The sequence below is a fragment of the Mesorhizobium sp. M1406 genome, from assembly GCF_040317555.1.
Classification (GTDB): Bacteria; Pseudomonadota; Alphaproteobacteria; order Rhizobiales; family Rhizobiaceae; genus Mesorhizobium.
This window is the reverse complement of sequence record NZ_JAMYKW010000022.1, coordinates 1-23,062: the sequence shown is the minus strand read 5'-3', so window position 1 is coordinate 23,062 and position 23,062 is coordinate 1. Positions and strand designations below refer to the sequence as shown.

Below are 23,062 nucleotides of genomic sequence, written 5' to 3'. Positions count from 1 at the left end.
CATGAATACGATCCTGACATCGGGCCACCTTGTCATAGTGCGGGACAGTTTTGCCGATAAGCTGCTTGACCTGGCGAAGGCAGCGCTCGCCGCCGATGAGGTGATCCCCTATCTCGGTCCGGGTCTTCTTGGGTTCAACTGTGCGGAACCGCCTGTGCCGCATACTCCGGAGGTCGTTGCCGCGGCACTCAATGCACGGGCGCCCGCCCCTTCCAGGATCCGCACCAATATGTGGTCGGTTGCGCAGTTCATCGAACAGCGCCGGCATCGCCGGACGCTTCAAGCTTGGATGACCGAGATATTCGCAGCGCCGGTGAGGCCAACCCTCCTCCACGCCTGGCTCGCAAGGCTGCCGCTCTCCCTCATCATCGACAGCTGGTATGACAACGCGATGCGCACGGCTCTCGAGGAGACCGGCCGAACGGACGTCGTTGAGATACAAGGCGTCACGCGGGCGAACGAAATCGGCAACATTTGGACAAAAACCTACGATTTGTCCGGGAGGGAGCTCGACGCCCGATCGGGGGCAAAGACGGTCCTCTATGCACCTCACGGGAGTAGTAGGCCCTCGCAAAACTTTCTCGTCGCAGATTCCGACTATGTCGAAGTCCTGACCGAAATTGATATCCAGACACCTATCCCTGACGTGGTGAAGGAACGGCGCATCACCCGTGGATTTTTCTTCGTTGGCTGCCGCTTCAACGATCAAATGCTGCGCACCTACGCCAGACAGATCATGAAGCGCTCCCGCGGTCCCTATTGCACCGTAATGGACGCGGAAACCCTGACCAGAAACGAAGCGCGTTTCCTTGCGGCAAGCGGAATCACGGTGATCGACATGCCACTTAGTCAAGCGGCGGCTCGGCTTCTGGGAACGGGCAAGGCTGCAGGTTGTGGACAGGATTAAAATGGCGGTCGCCTTTGATGATGCGTCCTTCGGCTTTCCTCGAAGGCGCAAAATGCAGTCGGGAATACACCCGTGAACAGTGATGCTGTCGGCAGCGCAACGAACGCTCTGAATTCGTTGACCCATGTTGAAGCGGCGCGCTGGGGCCGGGATTTGAGTACGCTGTTGCGCATAACGCGCATGAATTTTCGGCATCCCTGGCAGGTCGCCTTCGCTATGGGCTCGACGATCATGGCGGCAATCCTCCAGTTGCTCATTCCCCAGCTTCTCGGCCGGGCTGTCGACCAGGCCCAGACAGCCATCGGGGGCGGTGTCGCCGGGAGCGCGGCAGGACAAGCGCTCTGGACCCCGGCTCTCCTGCTGCTCGCCGTCAGCGCGCTACGCGGCCTTTTCACGATGGCGCAGAACTATTTTGCCGAAGCCGTCGGGCATCATGTCGCGTACGAACTGCGGCTCGCCTACTACGACAAGATCCAGCGTCTCAGCTTTTCCTTTCACGATCGGGTCCATTCAGGCGATCTGATCACCATCGGAATGCTCGATCTCCAAGGCGTGCGGATGTATTTTTCCACCGCGCTCGTTCGCGTGGTCCTGCTCACCATGCTGATCGGGATCGGCGCCTACATGATGATCTCGATCGATCTCATGCTCGGCCTGGTCGCGCTGAGCTTCGTGCCTTTTGTCGCCTGGCGCTCATCGACCACACAGCTTAGGCTGCGCGCCACCTGGCTCGACCTCTATGAGCGCCTTTCGGTACTAAGCCGCGTGATGAAGGAAAATCTCGCAGGCATCCGCGTGGTCCGCGCTTTTGCGGCTCAATCCTATGAGATGCTGAAGTTCGACCGCGCTTCCAAGACCGCGCTCGGCCTCGCCAACGATCTCGTTGACATCTACGTACCCAGCACGTCGGCGATGACCTTGTCCTTCTTTTTCGCAATGGGATTGGTCCTTTGGATCGGTGGCAACAAGCTCATCGCTGGCGAGATCAGCGTCGGAACGATGGCGACCTTCCTGACCTTCATGACCATCCTGCAAATGCCAGTCCGCCAGATCGGCCTCATGGTCAATGCCTTTGCCCGCGCTTCCAGCTGCGGTTCGCGGCTTTTCGGTCTCCTCGATCAGGAGATCACGATCAGGGATGCTCTCGAGGCCAGACCGCTTGTGATAAGCGACGGCACTCTGCGCTTCCACAATGTCTCATTTGCGTACCCCAATGTCGAAAACCGCGCCATTCTGAAGAACCTCAGCTTTGAGGCCCGGAGAGGCGAGACGATCGCGATCGTCGGTCCGCAGGGTTCCGGCAAATCGACGATGGCTCATCTGATCCCCCGCTTTTACGACGTGACCGGTGGCGCCATCACGTTGGACGGCCAGGACATACGCAATGTCACCCTCGAGAGCCTTCGCAAGGCGGTTGCCGTTGTACAGCAGGATGCGTTCCTGTTCACCACCACGATTGAGAACAACATCGCTTATGGCGACCCCTGGGCGAAGAGACAGCGAATTGAACGCGCTGGCGAATTCGCCCAGCTCCACAACTACATCCTCGGGCTCCCAGCAGGGTATGAGACGGTCGTGGGCGAACGCGGCGTCTCTCTCTCTGGCGGCCAGCGCCAGCGTCTCACGATTGCTCGCACCATGATGCTGCGCCCCTCTGTCGTCGTTTTCGACGACTCGATGGCCGCGATCGATGCCGGCACCGAGCAGCGCATTCGCGCGGCGACGCGGCGCTTCGCCAAGGATCGGGTGACGATCATCATCGCGCACCGGCTGAGTGCGCTTATGCATGCCGATCAGATCCTTTTTGTCGATAACGGCGAAATCGTAGAACGCGGCAGGCATGAAGAGCTTCTGGCGAAGCGGGGACGCTACAGGGCCCTTTACGATCTCCAGACGCGCCCAGGTGATAGCATATGACCCAGTATGGGGGCGCCCGCTGATGGACCAGGGCCCCGGCGAACTCGAAGCCGAACGTGACGACGGCAGACGCCCTCCGCGCGCGGTCGTCGGCTCGCACCGGATCGAGGAGGAGATGTTCGGCCGGGCTTTCGACAAGAGCATCCTCCGCCGGATCTGGGGCTTCGTCCATCCCTATCGGGCAAAGGTAGTTGTCACGATTGTCGCGATGTTGATCTTCACCGGGACGCAGCTTCTCATCCCCTTGATCATCCGCTACGCGATCGACCAGGGCATGAACCCGGCAGCGAGCGATCGCTCAGCCCAGCTTGCGGCCGTCGGCGCGTTCCTTTCGGCGATTTTGGTCAATTTCGCCGCCGGTTACATGCAGGAAACCTTGGATGGGAAAATTGCCGAAACTGTCCTGTTCGACATCCGCCGCGCCATGTTTGGCCATCTGCAAAAGGTTTCGCTCTCTTTCATGGACAAGACTGAGGTCGGACGCCTGATGTCGCGCCTGCAAGGCGACGTTAACTCCATACAGGAGTTCCTGGAAACCTCGGTATATTCCCTAGGCGATGTTGCACTTCTCTTTGGCATCGTTTTCGTAATGCTGTGGCTCGACTTTCGCCTCGGCCTCCTGACGCTGTCGGTTCTGCCGATCCTGGTGATCGTCCGCATTGTCTGGCTGCCGCGTGCCCGCGACGCCTTCATGGCTGCACACGAAACCAATTCCGTCGTCAATGGCGCGCTGGCCGAAGCCATTCACGGCGTGCGGACCATACAGTCGATGGATCGCCAGCAGGTGAATTTCATTCTTTTCGACGACCGGGCCCATGCCAACCTCAGGACCCAACTGATCGCTGCCAGATATGCACTGGTCATGGTGCCTATCGTCGATGGCCTCACCGGCCTCGCCTTGGCCGCCGTTATTGTGGTCGGCGGCTCGATGGTCGTGAATAGCCGTATAGATGTGGGCGTGTTGGTAGCCTACCTGTTTTACATCCAGCGCTTCTTTGACCCGATCCGCTCACTCACCCTGCAATATTCGATCATGCAGCGCGCCATGGCCTCAGGCAAGCGCCTGACCGATGTGCTCGATGTCAAGATCGATGTTCAGGACAAACCCAATGCCGAGGTACTTTCGCCCGAAATGGACGGCTCGGTTGAGTTTAGGGACGTCACATTCGGCTACGATCCGAACCGTTCGGTTCTGAAAAATGTCTCCTTCAGGGTCAATCCCGGCGAGACGGTCGCACTGGTCGGACCGAGCGGTTCTGGCAAATCGAGTGCGATGGCCCTGGTCCACCGCTTCTATGATGTTCAGCAGGGTCAGGTGCTGGTCGGCGGGCATGATGTGCGCGACCTCACCCAGGAATCGCTCGGCCGCCAGGTCGCCATGGTGCTGCAGGAGCCATTCCTGTTCACCGGGACGGTCTTCGAGAACATTCGATACCAGAAGACGGAAGCCACGCGCGACAAGGTGATCGAGGCGGCGAAGGCGGTCGGCGCGCATGACTTCGTCATGAGCCTCGCCGACGGGTATGAGACCCAACTTGGCGAACGCGGCGACAACTTATCTCTCGGCCAGCGCCAGCTTATCAGTTTCGCCCGCGCCCTCGTCGCTGACGCCAAGATCCTCGTGCTCGACGAAGCGACCGCCAACATCGACAGCTATACGGAATTGCAGATTCAGAAGGCTCTGATCAAGCTGCTTGAAGGGCGGACTGGCCTCGTCATCGCCCACCGTCTCGCCACGATCCGGGGGGCCGACCGCATCATCGTGCTTCAGAATGGCCAAGTTGTTGCGACTGGCAACCACGATGAGCTAATAGCTATGGGCGGCCTGTATTCCAAACTCTACTATCTCAACTACGCCTCCTTCGACGACATCCCCGAACACGAGACCACCGTCCAAGCTGGCTCCCAGACCTGAGTTTTTGGCGGCCTTGTGGTAGTGGCGTTGACTTTCGGGCGTGTCGGCGGACCACTCAGGCCACCGCAGACGGCCAGCAGGCAGCATTCAAGGACAAGCACTCCTCGCAGTTCGTGAAGACCGGCTGCGAACGATTTCCTTCAGCATCGTATCCCGACCGCGGTGCACCCCATCATCGGGCGAGCTCGCTCCCGTTGGTGGCTGGGCGTAGCAAAGCCGCTCGCGAGCGCGCCCTCAACAGCGCCGTAGCGAGTGGCGGCTTTGCTACCGCCGGGCCGCTGATGAAGCTGGAGGCGCCGCACCGACGCCGCCCCGGGCGAGAAGAACCTCTGCGGCGGGCTATGGGCAACGGATAGCGCGAGCGCGACGAGCAGACGCGTGCCTGCATCGTGACGCGCTCGGCCATCATCTCCTTAGGATCATGCAGGTTCACACGATGGCCCGGACGCCAGCCAACGCACAAAGCTGGTATTCTGTGCCGCCGGCTCGTCGTCAGTTTGGCCTCCCTCCCGATTGCCCGTCCCCATCACGTGCACGCTCGAGCACGTGGATGTGAGGGAGCGCTGTACAACGATTCAACCTCAGACCGCGAATTTCATGGTCAGCCAAATCGAGCCATGATTTCGGATTGAATGGTCGTCGCAGTGTACAGGGAAGCATCTAGCGGCAGATTTCCAAATGCCAGTTGACAAAGCAGGTAGTTGGCACCTGCCTCTTCCAACTGACCTAACAGAGCTTTTCGCACAGATTCTGCTGATCCTACCACGCACAATTCACTCTCGACTGCCGCATCGAAGGTCAGCGGCAGGTTTGGTGGAGTGGGGATAGCGTTAAGCTCGTAAAGGAATTGGAAGCTCTTGAGCCAGCGTTCGTAAGCAGGTGCCGCGAGCGAATAGGCATGTGTGTCACAACGCCCAACCACGACCATGCGGAGCAATCCGATAAATTGCGCCTGATCCCCCGCGCCAGCGTTGTCCTCTCGATAGGCGCGGAACGCATCAGTAGTTTTGCGAACAGAAGAGGAAGGTCCTACACACGCGATATTGGTTCCATTCGCAGCCGCCCAAGCTGCGGACTCGGGTCGATTGGCAGCAACCCATGTCGGCGGATGTGGACGCTGATGAGGTCTTAGCGTCAAAGGAACGTCATTGAGATCAAAATGGCGGCCTTGATAGCATAGCGTGCCGACCTTCATCGGATTAACAAGTATTTCCATGAGGATTTCGCTGGCTTCAGCATAACGGCCCGGCACCGCGTCCGCACCAATCCCGAAGTAGCCCAATTCGATCGGGAGAGCACCGCGCCCTATGCCCAGTTCGAGCCTGCCACCGCTCAACTGGTCCAGCATACAGATCTCTTCGAACGCACGCAGCGGATGATAAAGCGCAAGCAGCATCACCAAGGGTCCGAGACGCAAGCGCCGGGTGCGCTGGGCGACGCTCGATAAGAACAGATTCGGCGATGGACCTCTCCCATGGGGAGTACAGTGATGTTCTGCGAGATGATAGGCATAGAACCCTAGCTGATCGCACGCCTCTGCTAATATCAGGCGATCTTCGTATTGCCGACCGATGTCGAGGCCATCCTCGTCCAGATGATCGAAGATGCCGAACGCTAGGTTTGAAGGAAAGACGTTTGTCACTCGATAAGTCCCCGATTTTAAAAGCAGGCTGTTCTCTTGCTGGGATGACCAAGCAAGTCGGAAGAGATGTGTGTGATCGCCGATTAGCGTCAGCGTAACGAAGAAGCAGAGCCTGACGCTTCCCTGCCCTTGGAGCTTGGCACCGTTAAGCTTCCAGCAATGTCGCCAGCGGCAGCAAGAAATGCATCCATCTGCTCTTTTGTGCCGATGCTAACGCGGATGCAGTGTTCCAAGCCTTTGTCCGGAAAAAACGCGACAAGTATCTTTTGCCTTTCCAATGCTGCTTGCCACCATGAGCCGTCCTGTCCCGCGGGCACACGGGCCAGCAAGAAATTTGCGCGGGAGGGCGTTACGGAAAATCCGAGTTGCGACAGCGCGACTGTCACTCGCTCTCGTTCATCCTTGATGTGCTTGTGGTTCTCTGCGTAGGCGCCGCGATGCGCAAGCACGCTGATACCAACGGCATGCCCGATGACGTTCATGTTGAAGACGTTCTGGATGTTTCGCAGCCTGCCAATAATTTCAGGGTGACCGAAACCGAAACCGACGCGAATGCCGGCGGCGGCATAGCTTTTCGAGAATGACCTCAAGATCAGAACGTTCGGATACTGGTTGATGAGGCGCAGGCCATGATCGGGTGCAAAGTCGACGTAGGCTTCATCAAGGACAACCAAGCGGTCTGATTGTGCTACGAGGCGTTCGATATCGCTTATCGGGAGGAATGTTCCGGTCGGATTGTTTGGATTGGCCAACATAATGAACTTGGCGTCTTTTGCCGGACCGGAAAGCAATTGCTCCATTGGCAGGGAATGAGCTTGACATCCGATTTCGAGAAACTCGGCGCCCTGAATCATGGCAAGTTTGCGGTTGAACGAAAACCCTGGCGACATCATCGCAACCTTGTCGCCAGGCGCGAGGAAAGCTCTGTAGATCAGTCCGAGCAGTTCAGACGACCCGTTGCCTGCGATGACCTGATCCCTGGAAACGCCATAGGTGCTGGACGCCGCTTCCCTCAAGCTGATGTTATCGTCATCCGGATATAGATACTGGCACTTGAGGGCCGCCACTGCACTTTGCATTATGATTGGCGGCAACGGAAACGGGTTCTCATTCGTATTCAGCTTGACAAAATTTCCGTCCGGTGCTGGTCCGTTGGACGGCAGAGCATCTAAGTGTCGCGTCACTGGCGGAAGAGCCGAAAGCACAGTTTGCAGTTTTGCATCGGACATATTTTAACTCCGTTTTAGTCACCAGGGGCATCCGTATGAGCTCGCAACGAGAGCAACATGGCGGACAGGATTGACGATGGAAGCGTTGCCTCTCACACGATGGTCGCAACGCAGACACGGGAATTCGGCCAGGCTGTCCTCGATGAATCGAGTGGAAGCGGACGCGGACCTGCATCGCTGCCGCAAGGCGCTAAGCAGCTCAGCTCATCGCCTCGGTTTCAGATACGCTTGATCTCGACGCCGTATTTCCTCAGCACGTAGCCAATCTGGCGCGGGGTCAGTCCAAGGAGGCGCGCTGCCTTTGCCTGCACCCAGCCACATCTTTCCATGGCAGCAATGACGCGCTCTATGTCGGGGGTCCTCGCACCAATTGGGTGTGTTGCGCCGGCACGCGGGACTGTGGTCGCGGCCGAACAGGCTGCCGCATCCGGCGGCGTGGCCGGATTCGCTGACTCCGGCAGGATCGGCGCTGGTTGCATCGCGGCCTTGCCCGAGCTGCACTTCCACAGCGCCTCGGCAAAGCATTGGCCTTGGGAGCAGGCAAAGTCGTTTCTCCCGATTGATAGTCCCTCGGCCAGGATCGCTGTCCGGTGCACGCAATTTTCAAGCTCGCGAATGTTGCCGGGAAACTCACATTTCATCAGCACTTCAATCGCACACGGATCGAAGGTAAGCGTACAGCCGTTCTCGTCGTTGAACTTCTTGAGAAACTCAGTTGCGAGCAGCGGAATATCGCTGCGCCTCTGGCGCAATGCTGGTACCAGCAAGGGAACCACGTTGATGCGGTAGTATAGGTCGGCGCGGAACTCATTCCTTGCAACCGCCTCTTCCAGGTTCCTGTTCGTGGCGGCAATCACGCGAACATCGACCTTAATGGTCTGATTGCTGCCGACGCGCTCAAACTCCTGCTCCTGCAGCACGCGCAGTAGCTTTGCCTGGAACGAGGCCGAGATCTCGCCAATCTCATCCAGAAACAACGTCCCCTTGTCAGCGAGCTCAAAGCGCCCCTTGCGGGAATTGAATGCGCTTGTGAAGGCACCCTTCTCATGACCGAACAATTCGGATTCCAGGACTGTCTCTGGGAGCGCTGCACAATTGAGTTTAACGAAGGGCCGCTTGGCGCGCGGCGACAACTCGTGAATTGCCTTGGCAGCCAGCTCCTTCCCGGTACCGGACTCGCCTCGCAACAGAACCGTGGTTTTTGCCTTGGCTACGATCGCGATCTTCTCCAGCAGCGCGCTTATCGCCGGACTGTCACCAATCATCCCCTCGACATGAACCTTTTTGCGCCGGGGTGCAGGGTGCTTAACATCGGAAAATTTCGTCTGCAGCCGATCTTCCAACTCCGGCGGTCGCTCGCGGTCCCCCGCGCAGAAGCGGTGCAACTTGACTGTCTGTCCCACCATGTTGGCAATCATGGTGAGCAGTCGGACATCGTAATCGAGCCGATAGCTTGACCTGCTTTCCAAAGCCCTGTCCACAGTCAGCGCGCCTACGGCGTTCCCATCAACACGAATGGGAACGCCGATGAACGACACGGCGTCGGAGGCCCCAAGCACCTCAATGTCAGCGGCAGTGAAGGCCGGATGCATCGCTATGTCCTCGGCGATGAGCGGCGTGTCCGTCGTCACAATCTGATCGATGGCGTTGCGCGGCACGCGCGACCGGGAGGGCTCATTGCTGTTCGTGTCGCAGTCGCTGGCCACGGTGATGTCCAGTCCGGCCTCGGCATCGCAGAGAGTGATGATGCCGTGCCGCATCTGCACTAACGAGTGCAGGAGATCAACGACCTTGGCCAACGTGAGTTCGAGCCGGGCGGGACCGGTGAGTATTTTCGATATTTCGAAGATTCCGGTGAGGGCGCGCTCGTGCAATGCCCCATTCGCAGGATTCGTCTCGGACGTTGGACAACCCCTTATCGCATCCGGCAGCGATATGCCGCACTCGCTGGCATTTTGTTCTGATTTGCGAATGTTGTGGTGCATGTGATCCTCGATCTCGCGCCATCAAACGTAGGCCGGCGGCATGTGCGCCCGCGACGTCGCGAGCAAGCGCGAAAATACTCCGACGTGAACTCGTGCCGCCGCCGTTTGGTCGAGTGCAAAGCGGATCGAACCCTGATGCATCGCTTGGCTCTCCCCTCCACGAAGCTTGGCCATGGTCTCGGCTTGCACCAAGGCAACCACACGTTGTTTTCAACAGACTGGAGCGAGGCGGGATAGTCAATCGAGCTTTCTTTCATTCGTGAAAGGAAACCTCGCGGCATATGATAGAATTCATCAATTCTGTTTTTGCCGTTGAACGACGGAAATACTTGCGCCGGCGATGCGGTGCCCGAGCGGCTGACCGCGCCGAGTGTAAAAGCCGGCCGTGCCATTCACCAGCGCCCGCGAAGGAGGGGCGGAAGCGATAATAACCGCCAACGGCACTGGTCGTTTGCGGCAACCGCCATTTTGCTCGAGTTGATCATGCGGCGGCGGTGTCGCGTGTGAAGGCGCGAAGCTGGCGTCGAGTACGGCTTGGTAGGCGGTGCTCGCAATTTCCAGATCGCATCGTCGTGGTCAGCGCCAACGGCGTCAATCTCTATCTCGACATGGCTTTCATGCAGCGGGAGCGCTGCAAAGAGCACAGCCATTCTCGGCTCTGATGCCACCGATGAACCGCGAGCCAGAGGGATCGACCGGCAGCACTCTGTCAGTGAACATCAACGGGTCGTGCTGGACCCTCGTCGTTCCCGCCTTGTGCCAGCGCATTCATTCCATCATGGGTGCCACGGCTAGTCAGGGAAAGCGAAGCTCTCGGCCTCCTCTAGACCAACGGATTTGGTCATGTGGCGCAGGCGTTCCGGCGAGAGAAACTCGCCTCTCACAGCGCTTCCGAACAGGGGTAAGTTAGCCTGTCATCTGGACGGGCTTATGAACAGGCGACCTATTTGGTACGCGCTGGCGCCAGCGATGCGGCCCGGTCCAAAGCCGGCTAAAACGAGGAACGCACCACGCTCTGTGCAGCAAAACCGCTAGCTGATGGACCGGCAGCACTCTGCCAGAAACATCAAGGGCGTGCCGGACCGCGGCCTATCCCGCTGGTCTGACACCGCATTCCTCCATCATTGGCGAGCCCACGTCAGTTCAGGTCATGCGGATTCATCTGGCATGGGTATTGCGGCGGCGTTGGTGCAGCGTTCGACCGGAGCGCCGCGATAGGGAGAAGTCACGCCACCTCGATCCGGTCAGGGAGAGAGAACCAGTGTCAGCTGCACAAGTTCGCGGCGCGAGTCCCGCGCCCCGCAAACCCTTCTACACCAAGCTCTACGCCCAGGTGCTTGCCGCCATCGCGCTCGGCGTCGCAATTGGCTATTTTTATCCGGAGACCGGCGAGAGCCTGAAGCCGCTGGGAGATGCCTTCATCAAGCTGGTCAAGATGATCATCGCGCCTGTCATCTTCCTGACAATTGCCACCGGCATTGCCGGCATGAACGATCTTCATAAGGTCGGCCGGGTCGCCGGTAAAGCAATGGTCTATTTCCTCACCTTCTCGACGCTCGCGCTGATCGTCGGCCTCATCGTCGCCAATGTCGTCCAGCCTGGCGCCGGCCTCAACATTGATCCGGCGTCGCTCGATGTCCAGGCCGTGAATACCTATGCCGCAAAAGCCAGCGAGCAGTCGGTCACCGGCTTCCTGATGAACATCATCCCGCCAACGATCGTCGGTGCCTTCGCGGAAGGCGACATCCTGCAGGTGCTGTTCTTCTCGGTTCTGTTCGGCATGGCGCTTGCGATGGCCGGAGAGCCGGGCAAGCCTGTCGTTTGCTTCCTTCAGGCGCTCATCGCGCCTGTCTTCAAGCTCGTTGGAATTCTGATGAAGGCCGCGCCGATCGGCGCTTTTGGCGCAATGGCCTTCACCATCGGCAGATATGGCATCGGTTCGGTGGTCAACCTCGCGATGCTGGTCGCGACGTTCTATTTCACCGCCTTCCTCTTCGTGTTCGGGGTTCTCGGCGCGGTCTGTCGCTACAACGGCTTCTCGATCTGTTCTCTCATTCGCTACATCAAGGAAGAGCTGCTGCTTGTCCTCGCAACGTCCTCCTCGGAGGCGGCGCTCCCTTCGCTGATGCAGAAAATGGAGAAGGCGGGCGCCAGGCGTTCGGTTGTGGGTCTCGTCATCCCGGCCGGATACTCATTCAATCTGGACGGCACGAATATCTACATGACGCTGGCGGCCCTCTTCATCGCGCAGGCGACGAACACGGATCTGTCCATCGGCGATCAGGTGCTGCTGCTGCTCGTAGCAATGCTTTCCTCCAAGGGCGCTGCAGGTGTCACAGGCGCGGGCTTCATCACCCTGGCGGCTACGCTCGCCGTAGTTCCGAGTGTTCCCGTTGCTGGGATGGCACTGATACTCGGCATCGACCGCTTCATGTCCGAATGCCGGGCGCTGACGAATTGCGTCGGCAACGCAGTGGCATCCCTCGTCGTCGCCCGCTGGGAAGGAGAATTGGACCGAGCACAGATGAAAGCCGCCTTCTGCGGTCATCAGCTTGCCGAGGCATCAAACCGGCTACCCTCCTCCCAATAAGGTGGGCGGCCCACGACCTGTTAAGTCGCCTAGCTGGTCACATGAACTGAACGACCGACCCGCAGCCTCTAAACGGCTCCTCACGGACCATGTAGCCGAAGCGCTAAATGTGTGAGTGCAAACCGTCACCGCCCTTTAAGCGAATGAGCCTTTCAGTATACCCGGCCGGTTTACGTCTGGAATGATGTTCGTCCAACACGCTGTTGGCCATTCGTATGGGACGTTTTCACTTTGCCACCCGAAACCGAAACGCGTTAGGCGACAGAGAGCCGGCCCGCGTCAAAAACCGATCAGAATAGGACCTATGACCAAGCGCCCCACAATTGCCGATCTCGCCCGCGAAGCCCGAGTCAGCGTAGCAACGATCGATCGGGTTCTGAACGCCCGCCATCCGGTGCGCGAGGAGACCGCGCGGCGGGTCCACGACGCCGCCCACGCGATCGGCTATCATGCTGCCGGGCTAATCAAGCAGCGCTTGCGGCGAGACCTACCGCACTACCGTCTGGGCTTCATCTTGAGAAAACCGGCCCAGCATTTCTACCAAGATTTTGCGCGCGAGGTCGAAGCATCGGTCAATTTGGCCCGGTCCTTCCACGGAATTCCGCTCGTCGAATTCGCCCGGTCACATATGCCGAGCGACCTGATCGCGCCGCTCAAGGATTTGGGCGCACGCTGCCATGCGATCGCGATGGTGGCACCGGACCACCCGAAAATTACAGCAGCGGTTGAGGACCTCAAGGCCAAAGGCATTCCGGTTTTCTCGCTGCTTTCCGACTTCGCCGCCGGCGTGCGACAGGGGTATATCGGCCTTAACAACCGCAAGGTGGGGCGCACGGCCGCCTGGATCGTGTCGAAGGTCGCAAAACGGCCCGGCAAAGTGGCGGTTTTTGTCGGCAGCCATCGTTTCCAGGGGCACGAGCTCCGTGACGTCGGCTTTCGCTCCTATTGCCGTGAGAACGCGCCCACGTTCGAGGTGCTGGATCCTGTCATGAACCTCGAGAAACGGCAGATCACCTATGAGGCAACGCTTGATCTCATGCAGCGAGAGCCCGAGCTCGTCGGCTTCTATGTCGCCGGCGGGGGCATGGAGGGCGCCATCTCCGCGCTCCGAGAAGAGGGCAAAAGTCGCGATCTCGTCGCGATCGTGAATGAAATCACGCCGGAGTCTCGGGCGGCGCTCGCAGATAATATCGTCACGATGGCGGTCGCCACGCCAATGCGCCGACTTTGCCAGGAGCTGATAACGCTGATGACGCGGGCTATCGAGACCGGCACCGCTGAAACACCCGGACAGACATTTCTCCCGTTCGACATCCATCTGCCGGAAAATATATGAAACTCATGGACTCTATCGTAAGTCGGGGAGTTGAATGATGATCCCATCCCGCGGGGTGGCCGCACCCACGGGCCTCAGCCGGGCAGGATGAAGCGCCGATTAGATGAACGGATCGGCCACGCGAAAGCGCGGGGTCAATTGCCTGGGTCCGCAGCGTCAAGCTCCACCGGCTTCATTGCCAAGTGCCCGACTTTCTCGGTGCAGGGCACTGTCGTCAACGCCAGTAGCCGAGCGAGGCTGGCACAGATTGGATCGACCACGTCGACCGCCATCTCCTCGCCTGGCCGCGCGTGAAAAGCCGCGGCAAGGCCTGCGACGTTGGCATTTAAGTGGGGCTGAGCATCTTCTGGGACTCCGCAAGCAAAATCGGAGGCGGCAGTCATTCAGTAGCAACCCCGGGCGTGTGTTCTGCTCGTTCCTGGCCCTCGTACTTGACAAGCAACTGCGCCGCTCTGCTGGTCAAAGGCCCGGTGTTTAAGTGGGGCTTAACATCTTCCGGGACTTCGCACGCGAAATCGCGGTGGCAGTCGGTACCAACAACCGCAAGGTCGGATCGGCGTGCCCTACACGCTCAATGATTTCAGGCAAAGGCGCCAGGCAAGATGCCTCCTGCAACAACATTTCCCGCATCCACATGCTTGCCGGATCAGTATTGTGAAGCTCAGGCCATTGGACGGCCTCCGTGAATGCGGCAGGAAGTGGCGGCGGAAGTTGGACAATCCGGAGGGGTGTTGTTTTTGCGAAATGCTGCGCCAGCCGCAACGGCATGGTCCCGATGCGGTTGGTGCCTGACAGGAAGGGCGCGATCAGGCTAAAGCCCTGTACGACGACCTCGACACGTCTCTCGAAACCGTGCTCGAGCAAATACCATTCCTCCATGGTGGGCTGCCGGGTGTGCCTGAATTTGAGCACGACATGCCCCATGGACATGTATCGCTCGAATGTAAGTGGCTCTGACAGCTGCTTGTTCGTGCCGCAGCCTACGCATACGAGCATATCTTCGAACAGGGCTGCGCGAGGATGTTTCGACATGAACACTTCCGGCATAATCAGAAAATCAAGGTCGCCGCGCCGGAGAAGCTCCTCGGGGTCGTCGGAAATAGGCAGACATTCAAAGCGAACGGCGGGAGCTTCCCGCGCAGCACGCTCTACGATCTTCTTAAAAAATACGAGCGTGATGTAATCGGAAAGCATCATTCGGAAGAGACGATCCGATTGGGCCGGGTTGAAAGCGTCGGAGGAAATAATCGACAGCTGGATGTGCAGCAATGCCTCCCGGACTGCTGGGGCGAGCCCGTCGGCGCGCGGTGTCAAAAGGAGCTCGCGGCCGTTCATCGTAAATAGCTCATCGTTGAAATAGGCGCGTAACCGACCGACGGCGGCGCTCATGGCCGGCTGGCTCAGGTTGATACTGCGAGCCGCGGCAGTGACTTTACGCTCCCTCATCAGAGCGTCCAGCACAACGAGGAGATTTAGATCGAGTCCCTTGAAACGCATGTCATGTTCTATCCAACGTGTGGATGCGTATCATTCAAACAATCAATTTTACGAATTTACGAGCCATGCATTAGAGGAACGTTAATGAGCGACGTCAAGCTCAAATCGACGACACGGGCCGGAACTTCGAGAGAGCGTCTGGCTCACCTTCGCCAACGACAACGGCTGAATGCAGCCAACAGCGCCGCTTTGGTCGGGTAATGCGGCCCGCAAAAAACTAATATGAAGAGAGGTCCTGAATGCGCCATCAGGTGCAGTGGAAGTTGTGCTGGGAAAACGAGTTGCAGCTCTCCGATCACGTTGAGCTCGCCGAGTTCTTTCGTGATACGTACGGGCCGACTGGGGCGTCCAACGCAGAACCGTTCGAAGGTAGTCGAAGCTGGGCCGGAGCCAGGCCTGAACTCCGCGTGATCGCCTATGATTCAAGTGGTGTAGCGGCTCACATGGGCATACTGCGCCGTTTCATCAAGGTTGACGCGGTCGACCTGTTGGTGGCTGAGCTGGGCCTGTACGGGGTACGCCCGGACCTTGAGGGTCTCGGAATCGCCCATTCAATCCATGTCATGCTTCCAATACTGCAGGAGCTTGGCGTTCCATTCGCTTTCGGAACGGTCCGGGACGCGCTGCGGAATCATGTTGAGAGGTTCGGGCGGCGATACAGGCCTTTGGCCGTTTTGTCGGGAATTCGCGTGCGCTCGACCCGACCAGAGGCCCGCCTCGACCTGCCGCCCACACGCATCGATGACGCACTCACCATTGTTCTGCCGGTTGGACGGCCGATCAGCGAATGGCCCACGGGCACGATGATAGATCGGAACGGACCAGAGCTATGAGCCGTCCCGATTGCTTGTACGAAGTGCGCCGTGAGTGCTCTGACGGCACCGGCCGTCGCAGCGTTTATCTGACGTTTGACGACGGTCCCAATCGACTTTTCACACCGGAGATTCTCGATGTGCTGGCAGAGCAGCGGGTGCCGGCGACTTTCTTCGTCATCGGCGCCTACGCCTTAGAGCACCCAGATCTAATCCAACGGATGGTCGCAGAAGGGCACGAGGTAGGCAACCACACGATGTCTCATCCGGATCTGTACCAATGCGGTTTCGGCGAAGTGCAACGTGAGGTCTTTGAAGCGAACGACGCCATCATGAGAGCGTGCCCGCAGGCCTCGGTGCGCTATGTTCGCGCGCCCTACGGCGCCTGGAGCGAAGAAGTCTTCACAGCCTCACAGATCGCCGGGCTGGCGGCCCTCCATTGGTCCGTCGACCCTCGAGATTGGTCTCGCCCTGGGGTCGACGCGATTATCGATAAAGTGCTCGCCTCTGTCCGGCCGGGCGCAATCGTACTCTTGCACGACGGATGCCCTCCCGGCGAGTTAAGCCAGGGCGCTCACGCCGGTCTGCGCGACCAGACGGTCACGGCGCTGTCCCGGCTGATTCCAGCATTGCGTGAGCGCGGATTTGTAATCCGCTCACTTCCTCAACATCACTGAACAAACGAGATCCCATGACTCTTCTTGGTACAACCAGCACTGTGGCCATATCGCTTTATGCGCTGCTCTCGACTGCTTATAAGAGCATGCAGGGGATTTATGCTCTGCCGACAAACGACTCATCGGCGTTCGAGGTTCTCGTCGGCTCCGATCAACTGCCCAGCGTGGATGTCATCGTCCCCTGCTTCAACGAGGATCCGCGCACGCTTTCAGAGTGCCTGGCTTCCATTGCCGACCAAGAATACGCCGGAAGACTTCGGGTCTATGTGGTTGATGACGGTTCTGGAAATCGCGAAGCCTTAGGAACTGTCCACGAAGCCTACGCGCGCGACCCTAGGTTCGACATCATTTTGCTTCCCGAGAATGTTGGAAAGCGCAAGGCGCAGATCGCCGCGATACGCCGCTCATCAGGGGATCTGGTGCTTAACGTTGATTCAGACACGTTACTCGCGTCCGACGTCATTGCCAAGCTTGTACCGAAAATGCGAGATTCAGCGGTCGGCGCAGTCATGGGTCAGTTGACGGCCAGTAACCGGACCGAGAGCTGGCTGACCAGGCTGATAGACATGGAGTACTGGCTGGCTTGCAACGAGGAGCGCGCGGCGCAGGCTCGCTTCGGTGCCGTTATGTGCTGTTGCGGCCCATGTGCCATGTACCGCCGGTCTGCGCTCCTTTTGTTACTGGACCAGTACGAGTCGCAGTTTTTTCGGGGCAAGCCAAGCGACTTCGGTGAGGATCGCCATCTTACTATCCTGATGCTGAAAGCAGGCTTTCGAACCGAGTACGTTCCGAGCGCCATCGCGGCCACAGTCGTCCCGAACAGACTCGGACCGTATCTGCGCCAACAACTCCGTTGGGCACGAAGCACATTCCGGGACACGCTGCTTGGGCTGCGCTTGCTGCCCAGCCTGAATAGCTATCTCACGTTGGACGTGGTCGGACAGAATCTCGGCGCGCTACTCCTCGCCGTATCGGTATTAACGGGCCTCGCACATTTCGCACTGACAGGCTCTGTGCCTTGGTGGACAGGACTGATGATTGTGTCCATGACCATGCTCCGATGCAGCGTGGTAGCATTTCGTGCCCGACAGTTTCGATTTCTGGGCTTTTCGCTGCACACGTTCATCAACATCTTTCTCTTGCTTCCGTTGAAAGCCTACGCGCTGTGTACATTGAGCAATAGCGATTGGCTGTCGCGAGGCTCTGCTGTCGCTACATCGAACACTGGGGGAAAACAGGCCCCCACCCAAACTCCGATCACTGGTTCCAGCAGGGCAGAATTCTCGCCGCATGCGGCTCCGCTTCGCAAGCTCAATCTTGCGCGGGATTCTTCGGAATTAGTGCTGTCGGGCAACATTTGCGGCGACGAGTGATCGCTAATTACCTAGTGGACGAGAGGTGCACGAGTTTGACCCAGAACGTGAATCATCAGTTGCTTGATCGGGAATTGGCCGCAGACGATCCGTGGCTTCTCGACGGCAATCCGTTCGAGCGGAAGCGCCACACGCAAATGCTCCAGCTGGCGCTTGCCCAAGGCTCCATTTCAAATGCCCTCGAAGTCGGGTGCGCTGCCGGCGCATTCACGGAAAAACTAGCCCCCTACTGCCAAGGGCTCACCGTCATCGATGTCGTGGCGCAAGCGATTGCTCGAGCACGTCAACGGATAAACGAGCCGTCGCGCATCAACTGGATAGTCTCCGATGTTCAACAGTTTTCGACCGACGAGTTGTTTGACCTGATCGTTGTGGCGGAGGTCCTCTACTATCTCGAAGACATAGCCGAGATGCGCGCGGCCGTCAAAAACCTGGTGCGGGTGCTTGCGCCAGGCGGGCATCTGATCTTCGGATCGGCAAGGGATGCTAATTGCCGTCGCTGGGGTCACGCCGCTGGTGCTGAGCCGGTCATCGCCATGCTGAACGAAACGTTGATCGAGGTAGAGCGTCTTGAGTGTCGGGGCGAGTCGGTCAACGAAGACTGCTTGCTCGTCCGTTTCCGGAACCCGCTTTCCGCTTCCTGATGAATCGAATCTATCGCCGTTAACCTGGAGACACTATGCGCATCTGTGGTACCAAGCTGACCCATGATGGGGCGATCGCCCTGGTCGAGGATGGACGGCTCGTCTTCTGCGTTGACCAGGAAAAGCGGCACAACGATCCGCGTTACCAAGCCATCGATAATCTCGACGCAATTATCGCCGCTTTACCGGAACAGGGGCTAAATCCTTGTGATGTCGATCAGTTCGTTATCGACGGCTGGGATGGCGAAGACGAGTCACAGTTTCAGGTCCGGCAGGCAACCAAGCAACCGCCAGTCTTGGCGTCCCTCTCGGTAAAATGAACCCATGTCCATGGTAGCGATCGATCTTACTGACGTAAGCAAAACTTATGACAAGCTCGTTGTCGACAGGCTGTCGTTCCGCGTTGCGGCGGGGGAATGCTTCGGGCTCTTGGGACCGAACGGCGCGGGCAAAAGCACGATTGCGCGTATGGTCCTCGGCATGACATCGCCCGATGCGGGGAAGATTACTGTGCTCGGCGTTCCAGTGCCGGCGCGCGCGCGTTTGGCACGTATGCGCATCGGCGTGGTCCCGCAGTTCGACAATCTTGATACCGCGTTCACTGTACGCGAGAACCTGTTGGTGTTCGGGCGCTACTTCCGGATGAGCAGACGCCAGATCGATGCGGTCATACCATCGCTGCTTGAGTTCGCCCGCCTCGAGAACAAAGCGGATGCGCGCGTCGCCGAACTGTCCGGCGGCATGAAGCGGCGCCTGACGCTCGCGCGTGCGCTGATCAATGACCCGCACTTGCTGGTGATGGACGAGCCGACCACCGGCCTCGATCCGCAGGCCCGCCACCTGATCTGGGAACGGCTGCGATCGCTGCTGGCGCGGGGCAAGACTATTCTTTTGACTACCCATTTCATGGAAGAGGCCGAGCGGCTGTGCGATCGGCTGTGCGTTATGGAGGAGGGGCGCAAGATCGCCGAAGGCCGCCCGTCCGCACTCATTGACGAGCAGATCGGCTGTGACGTGGTCGAGGTCTACGGCGGCAATCCGCATGAACTGGGTGCGCTGATCCGGCCGTACGCACAGCGCATCGAGGTGAGCGGTGAGACGCTTTTTTGCTATGCACCCGATCCGGAGCAGGTGCTGGCGCAGCTACGCGGGCGCGCGGGTCTACGCCTTCTGCAGCGTCCCCCCAATCTCGAGGATGTGTTTTTGCGGCTAACCGGGCGCGAGATGGAGGACTGAACAATGGGCGAACGTTATGCGGCGGGCATGCCCGCCAATGCGTGGAATTGGGTCGCGGTTTGGCGCCGCAACTATCTTGGATGGAAGAAAATCGGGCTTGCATCGGTGCTCGGCAACCTCGCCGATCCGATGATCTATCTGTTCGGTCTCGGCTTTGGAATCGGAACAATGATAGGTCCTGTTGAGGGCACTTCGTACATTGCGTTTCTCGCGGCTGGCATGGTTGCCACAAGCGCGATGGCATCGGCGACCGCTGAAACGGTTTACGGGAGTTTCGGCCGCATGGGCGACCAGCGCACCTGGGAAGGAATGCTATGCACTCAGCTGACGCTCGGCGATATCTTACTCGGCGAATTGGCGTGGGCAGCCACCAAGGCCCTGATGGCGGGCACAGCAATCACTATTGTTGCCACCACGCTCGGCTACGCATCGTGGCCATCCATCCTCTGCTTGCTGCCAGTCATCGCTCTCAGTGGCCTCGCCTTCGCAAGTCTAGCGATGGTCGTCACGGCGCTTGCGCCCAGTTATGAATATTTCATATTTTATAATACGCTTGTTATAACACCCATGCTCTTCCTTTGCGGCGCGATGTTTCCGGTCAACCAATTGCCCGGCGCTTTTCAGGACGTCGCCTCCTTGTTGCCCCTCGCACATGCAATTGACCTCATTCGTCCGGCGATGCTTGGCCGTCCGGCCGGCAGCATGGGCCTGCATATCGGCGCGCTTTGCATATACACGGTTTTGCCGTTCTTCCTATCGGTTGCTCTGTTTCGTCGTCGGCTGATGCGTTGACGCTCTCACCATTCGTGAAATTGATTGTTTGGGCGATACCCATCCACGCGTCGGATAGGTCAATGCATGCGTTTTAAGGGACTCGATCTAAATCTCCTCGTTGTGCTGGACGCTTTGATCAGGGAGCGTAAAGTCACCGCCGCAGCCCGCAGTATTAACCTGAGTCAGCCGGCCATGAGCGCCGCTGTCGGTCGGTTACGCGCCTATTTCAGCGATGAGCTATTTACGATGAACGGCCGCGAACTCATTTTGACACCGCGCGCGGAGGGGCTCGCCACAGCAGTCCGGGAGGCATTGCTGCACATCCAGCTGTCGATTATTTCCTGGGACCCCTTTAACCCGGTCGGATCGGATCGTCGCTTCCGCATCATCCTTTCCGATTACCTCACACTCGTATTTTTTAAGAAAATCGTAAAGCGTGCTGCGCGGGAAGCTCCCGCCGTCCGCTTCGAATGTCTGCCTATTTCCGACGACCCCGAGGAGCTTCTCCGGCGCGGCGACGTTGATTTTCTGATTATGCCGGAAGTGTTCATGTCGAAACATCCTCGCGCAGCCCTGTTCGAAGATATGCTCGTATGCGTAGGCTGCGGCACGAACAAGCAGCTGTCAGAGCCACTTACATTCGACCGATACTTGTCGATGGGGCAGGTTGTGCTCAAATTCGGAGACACCCGGCAGCCCTCCATCGAGGAATGGTATTTGCTCGAGAACGGTTTCGAGAGACGTATCGAGGTCGTCGTACACGGCTTTAGCATGATCCCGCCCCTTCTATCAGGCACCAGCCGCATCGGGACCATGCCGTTGCGGCTGGCGCAGCATTTCGCGAAATTAACACCCTTGCGGATTGTCGAACTTCCGCCGCCACTTCCTGCCGCATTCACGGAGGCCGTCCAATGGCCTGCGCTTCACAATAATGATCCGGCAAGCCTATGGATGCGGGAAATGATGTTGCAGGAGGCATCTCGTATGATTGCCCTGCCTAAGAGCACCGGACGTCTCAGTTGTCGGCCGAATTGAGAAACTGACCCCTCGGTTATGAGAGGAGGCATGGATGGCGATTGGGATTGGGCGATTCCTGCATTGTCGAGAACGATGCAGGGAGAGCAGATCCTTCAGCCTGAAGAGGTGGCAGCGATGCTGCGGCGGCATGAGGTTGGCGGGGAACCGACGGGCAAAGGAATTCGGGTGCGCGCGCAACACGAAGCCCTGCGCGTCGCGCTGGTCGTGCACCGAAATCTCCTGAAGGTGTGGAGGCGGAAGCCTGTCCGGGCCCTTGCGGCCGGCCACGATGACGTTGCCCTTCCAAACCTTCAGCCGGACGGTGTTGTTGACCCGCTCCATTAAATGCCGGGACCAAACATATTCGGCGGGAGCACTGATCCTGAACCAGCGAGCGGATGCAGTCGGTCGCTGGTCGGGGAGCAATATGGGGCTGAGTCGCCAGCCTCCGGAACTTACGTAAGTAACCATTCCTTGAAGGATTCAGCTTTGAGACCTTTCCCTCTGACTTCCGCTATTTGGGGCGTTGTGTTGATCAGCGGCGCGGTCAACGTGCTTGCGCTGATCTCGCCGCTGTTCATGCTTCAGGTCTATGACCGCGTTCTGGCAAGTGGCAGCGTATCGACGCTGGTGGGGCTCGTCGTGCTTGCTGCGGGGCTTTATGCGTTCCAATGCCTGCTCGACATTTTGCGCGCCCGCGTGCTGCTGCGGATTGGCGAGCGTTTCGATGGAGAGTTTTCCGGACGCGTTCACGATGCGATCGTTCGCCTTCCGCTTTCAACGCGCATGCCGGGCGACGGCTTGCAGCCGCTTCGCGATCTCGACAATGTTCGCGGCTTCTTAGGTGGAAACGGTCCGACAGCGTTCTTCGATCTGCCATGGATGCTGCTTTATCTTGGCATTTGCTTCCTCCTTCATTTCTGGATCGGCATGACGGCACTTATCGGGGCGGTCGGCCTCACATCTCTGACACTCCTTGCCAACACTCTCTCGCAACGGCCGATAAGCGATACCGTTGCCCACAACATGGCACGCAATGGTCTGCTGCAAGCAGCGCGTTGCAATGCCGAGGTCGTGCAAGCTCTCGGTCTTGGAAAGCGGATCGCTGCCCGATGGCAAAAGGCCAATGCCAAGTGTCTGGCCGCCAACCGGAAAGCTGGGGACGTGGCAGGTGGGCTGGGTGCCATTTCAAAATCGCTGCGCGTGCTGCTGCAATCGGTCATTCTTGCCGTCGGCGCGTACCTTGTCATCAGACAGGAGGCTACGGCCGGGGTTATGATTGCCAGTTCGATCATGATGGGGCGTGCGCTGGCTCCGGTCGATCTGGCCATTTCAAGCTGGAAATCCTTCCTCATGGCGCGCCAGGGTTGGGCGCGGCTGGAGGACCTCTTGGAAAAGGTTCCTGAATCCGCTCCTGTTATGCCATTGCCTGCACCTGAACGCGAACTGCGCCTCGAAGGCGTGACAATCGTTCCGCCCGGCGAAAGGAAGCCGACCGTGACCGGCCTTGC

General features: G+C 58.7%; 18 protein-coding genes and 1 pseudogene. 15 read left to right on the top strand and 4 right to left on the bottom strand.

Features of this window, described 5'->3' with window-relative positions:
- Position 1 precedes the first annotated feature (1 nt).
- From NKH03_RS19130 to NKH03_RS19120, 3 genes are all read left to right on the top strand, one after another.
- Positions 2-907: an SIR2 family NAD-dependent protein deacylase gene (locus NKH03_RS19130; RefSeq protein ID WP_352969800.1), complete on the top strand. Its 906-nt coding sequence runs from the start codon at positions 2-4 to the stop codon at positions 905-907.
- 72 nt (positions 908-979) lie between these two features.
- A complete protein-coding gene (locus NKH03_RS19125; RefSeq protein WP_352969799.1) occupies positions 980-2,824 on the top strand; it encodes an ABC transporter ATP-binding protein in 1,845 nt (614 codons plus the stop codon).
- A gap of 22 nt (positions 2,825-2,846) precedes the next feature.
- Complete coding sequence (locus NKH03_RS19120; protein ID WP_023736290.1) at positions 2,847-4,739, top strand: ABC transporter ATP-binding protein; 1,893 nt, start codon at positions 2,847-2,849, stop codon at positions 4,737-4,739.
- Between the two features lie 601 nt (positions 4,740-5,340).
- On the opposite strand, the gene NKH03_RS19115 is transcribed toward NKH03_RS19120, so the two are convergent.
- The 3 genes from NKH03_RS19115 to nifA all read right to left on the bottom strand — a co-directional run bounded on the left by NKH03_RS19115 (position 5,341) and on the right by nifA (position 9,595).
- Complete coding sequence (locus NKH03_RS19115; RefSeq protein ID WP_352969797.1) at positions 5,341-6,381, bottom strand: LLM class flavin-dependent oxidoreductase; 1,041 nt, start codon at positions 6,379-6,381, stop codon at positions 5,341-5,343.
- A gap of 89 nt (positions 6,382-6,470) precedes the next feature.
- On the bottom strand, positions 6,471-7,610 hold the full coding sequence (gene hisC / locus NKH03_RS19110; RefSeq protein WP_352969796.1) for a histidinol-phosphate transaminase: 1,140 nt from the start codon (positions 7,608-7,610) through the stop codon (positions 6,471-6,473).
- Between the two features lie 218 nt (positions 7,611-7,828).
- A complete protein-coding gene (gene nifA, locus NKH03_RS19105) occupies positions 7,829-9,595 on the bottom strand; it encodes a nif-specific transcriptional activator NifA (RefSeq protein ID WP_352969795.1) in 1,767 nt (588 codons plus the stop codon).
- Positions 9,596-10,856: 1,261 nt separating this feature from the next.
- Here nifA and NKH03_RS19100 point away from each other — a divergent pair.
- Complete coding sequence (locus tag NKH03_RS19100) at positions 10,857-12,185, top strand: dicarboxylate/amino acid:cation symporter (RefSeq protein ID WP_023770900.1); 1,329 nt, start codon at positions 10,857-10,859, stop codon at positions 12,183-12,185.
- 304 nt (positions 12,186-12,489) lie between these two features.
- Positions 12,490-13,521, top strand: coding sequence for a LacI family DNA-binding transcriptional regulator (locus NKH03_RS19095; RefSeq protein WP_352969793.1), 1,032 nt, complete (start codon positions 12,490-12,492; stop codon positions 13,519-13,521).
- A gap of 474 nt (positions 13,522-13,995) precedes the next feature.
- On the opposite strand, the gene NKH03_RS19090 is transcribed toward NKH03_RS19095, so the two are convergent.
- Complete coding sequence (locus tag NKH03_RS19090; protein WP_352969792.1) at positions 13,996-15,018, bottom strand: LysR family transcriptional regulator; 1,023 nt, start codon at positions 15,016-15,018, stop codon at positions 13,996-13,998.
- Between the two features lie 239 nt (positions 15,019-15,257).
- Here NKH03_RS19090 and NKH03_RS19085 point away from each other — a divergent pair, with 239 nt between their 5' ends.
- The 10 genes and pseudogenes from NKH03_RS19085 to NKH03_RS19040 all read left to right on the top strand — a co-directional run.
- Complete coding sequence (locus NKH03_RS19085; protein ID WP_023736281.1) at positions 15,258-15,851, top strand: NodA family N-acyltransferase; 594 nt, start codon at positions 15,258-15,260, stop codon at positions 15,849-15,851.
- Positions 15,848-16,507 (top strand): chitooligosaccharide deacetylase NodB, encoded by a 660-nt coding sequence (gene nodB, locus NKH03_RS19080; protein ID WP_352969791.1) that lies wholly within the window; start codon positions 15,848-15,850, stop codon positions 16,505-16,507. Before NKH03_RS19085 ends, nodB begins: the two co-directional genes overlap by 4 nt.
- Before the next feature lie 14 nt (positions 16,508-16,521).
- Positions 16,522-17,880, top strand: coding sequence for a chitooligosaccharide synthase NodC (gene nodC, locus NKH03_RS19075; RefSeq protein WP_352969790.1), 1,359 nt, complete (start codon positions 16,522-16,524; stop codon positions 17,878-17,880).
- A gap of 35 nt (positions 17,881-17,915) precedes the next feature.
- The gene (nodS, locus tag NKH03_RS19070; protein ID WP_023770905.1) at positions 17,916-18,524 is read left to right on the top strand and encodes a nodulation methyltransferase NodS; all 609 of its coding nucleotides are present in this window, start codon (positions 17,916-17,918) and stop codon (positions 18,522-18,524) included.
- Between the two features lie 35 nt (positions 18,525-18,559).
- A pseudogene (locus tag NKH03_RS19065) lies at positions 18,560-18,805 on the top strand (carbamoyltransferase N-terminal domain-containing protein); the annotation flags it as partial.
- Between the two features lie 43 nt (positions 18,806-18,848).
- Positions 18,849-19,760, top strand: a complete 912-nt coding sequence (gene nodI, locus NKH03_RS19060; RefSeq protein WP_023736276.1) for a nodulation factor ABC transporter ATP-binding protein NodI — start codon at positions 18,849-18,851, stop codon at positions 19,758-19,760.
- Between the two features lie 3 nt (positions 19,761-19,763).
- Entirely contained in the window at positions 19,764-20,552 is a 789-nt protein-coding gene (locus NKH03_RS19055; protein WP_023736275.1) for an ABC transporter permease, read from the top strand.
- A 66-nt stretch (positions 20,553-20,618) separates the two neighbouring features.
- Positions 20,619-21,569, top strand: a complete 951-nt coding sequence (locus tag NKH03_RS19050; RefSeq protein ID WP_023736274.1) for a LysR family transcriptional regulator — start codon at positions 20,619-20,621, stop codon at positions 21,567-21,569.
- A 30-nt stretch (positions 21,570-21,599) separates the two neighbouring features.
- A complete protein-coding gene (locus NKH03_RS19045; protein WP_352969787.1) occupies positions 21,600-21,896 on the top strand; it encodes a hypothetical protein in 297 nt (98 codons plus the stop codon).
- Between the two features lie 234 nt (positions 21,897-22,130).
- Positions 22,131-23,062, top strand: a 932-nt coding sequence (locus NKH03_RS19040) for an ABC transporter transmembrane domain-containing protein (protein ID WP_352969869.1), incomplete at its 3' end; no start/stop codon positions are given.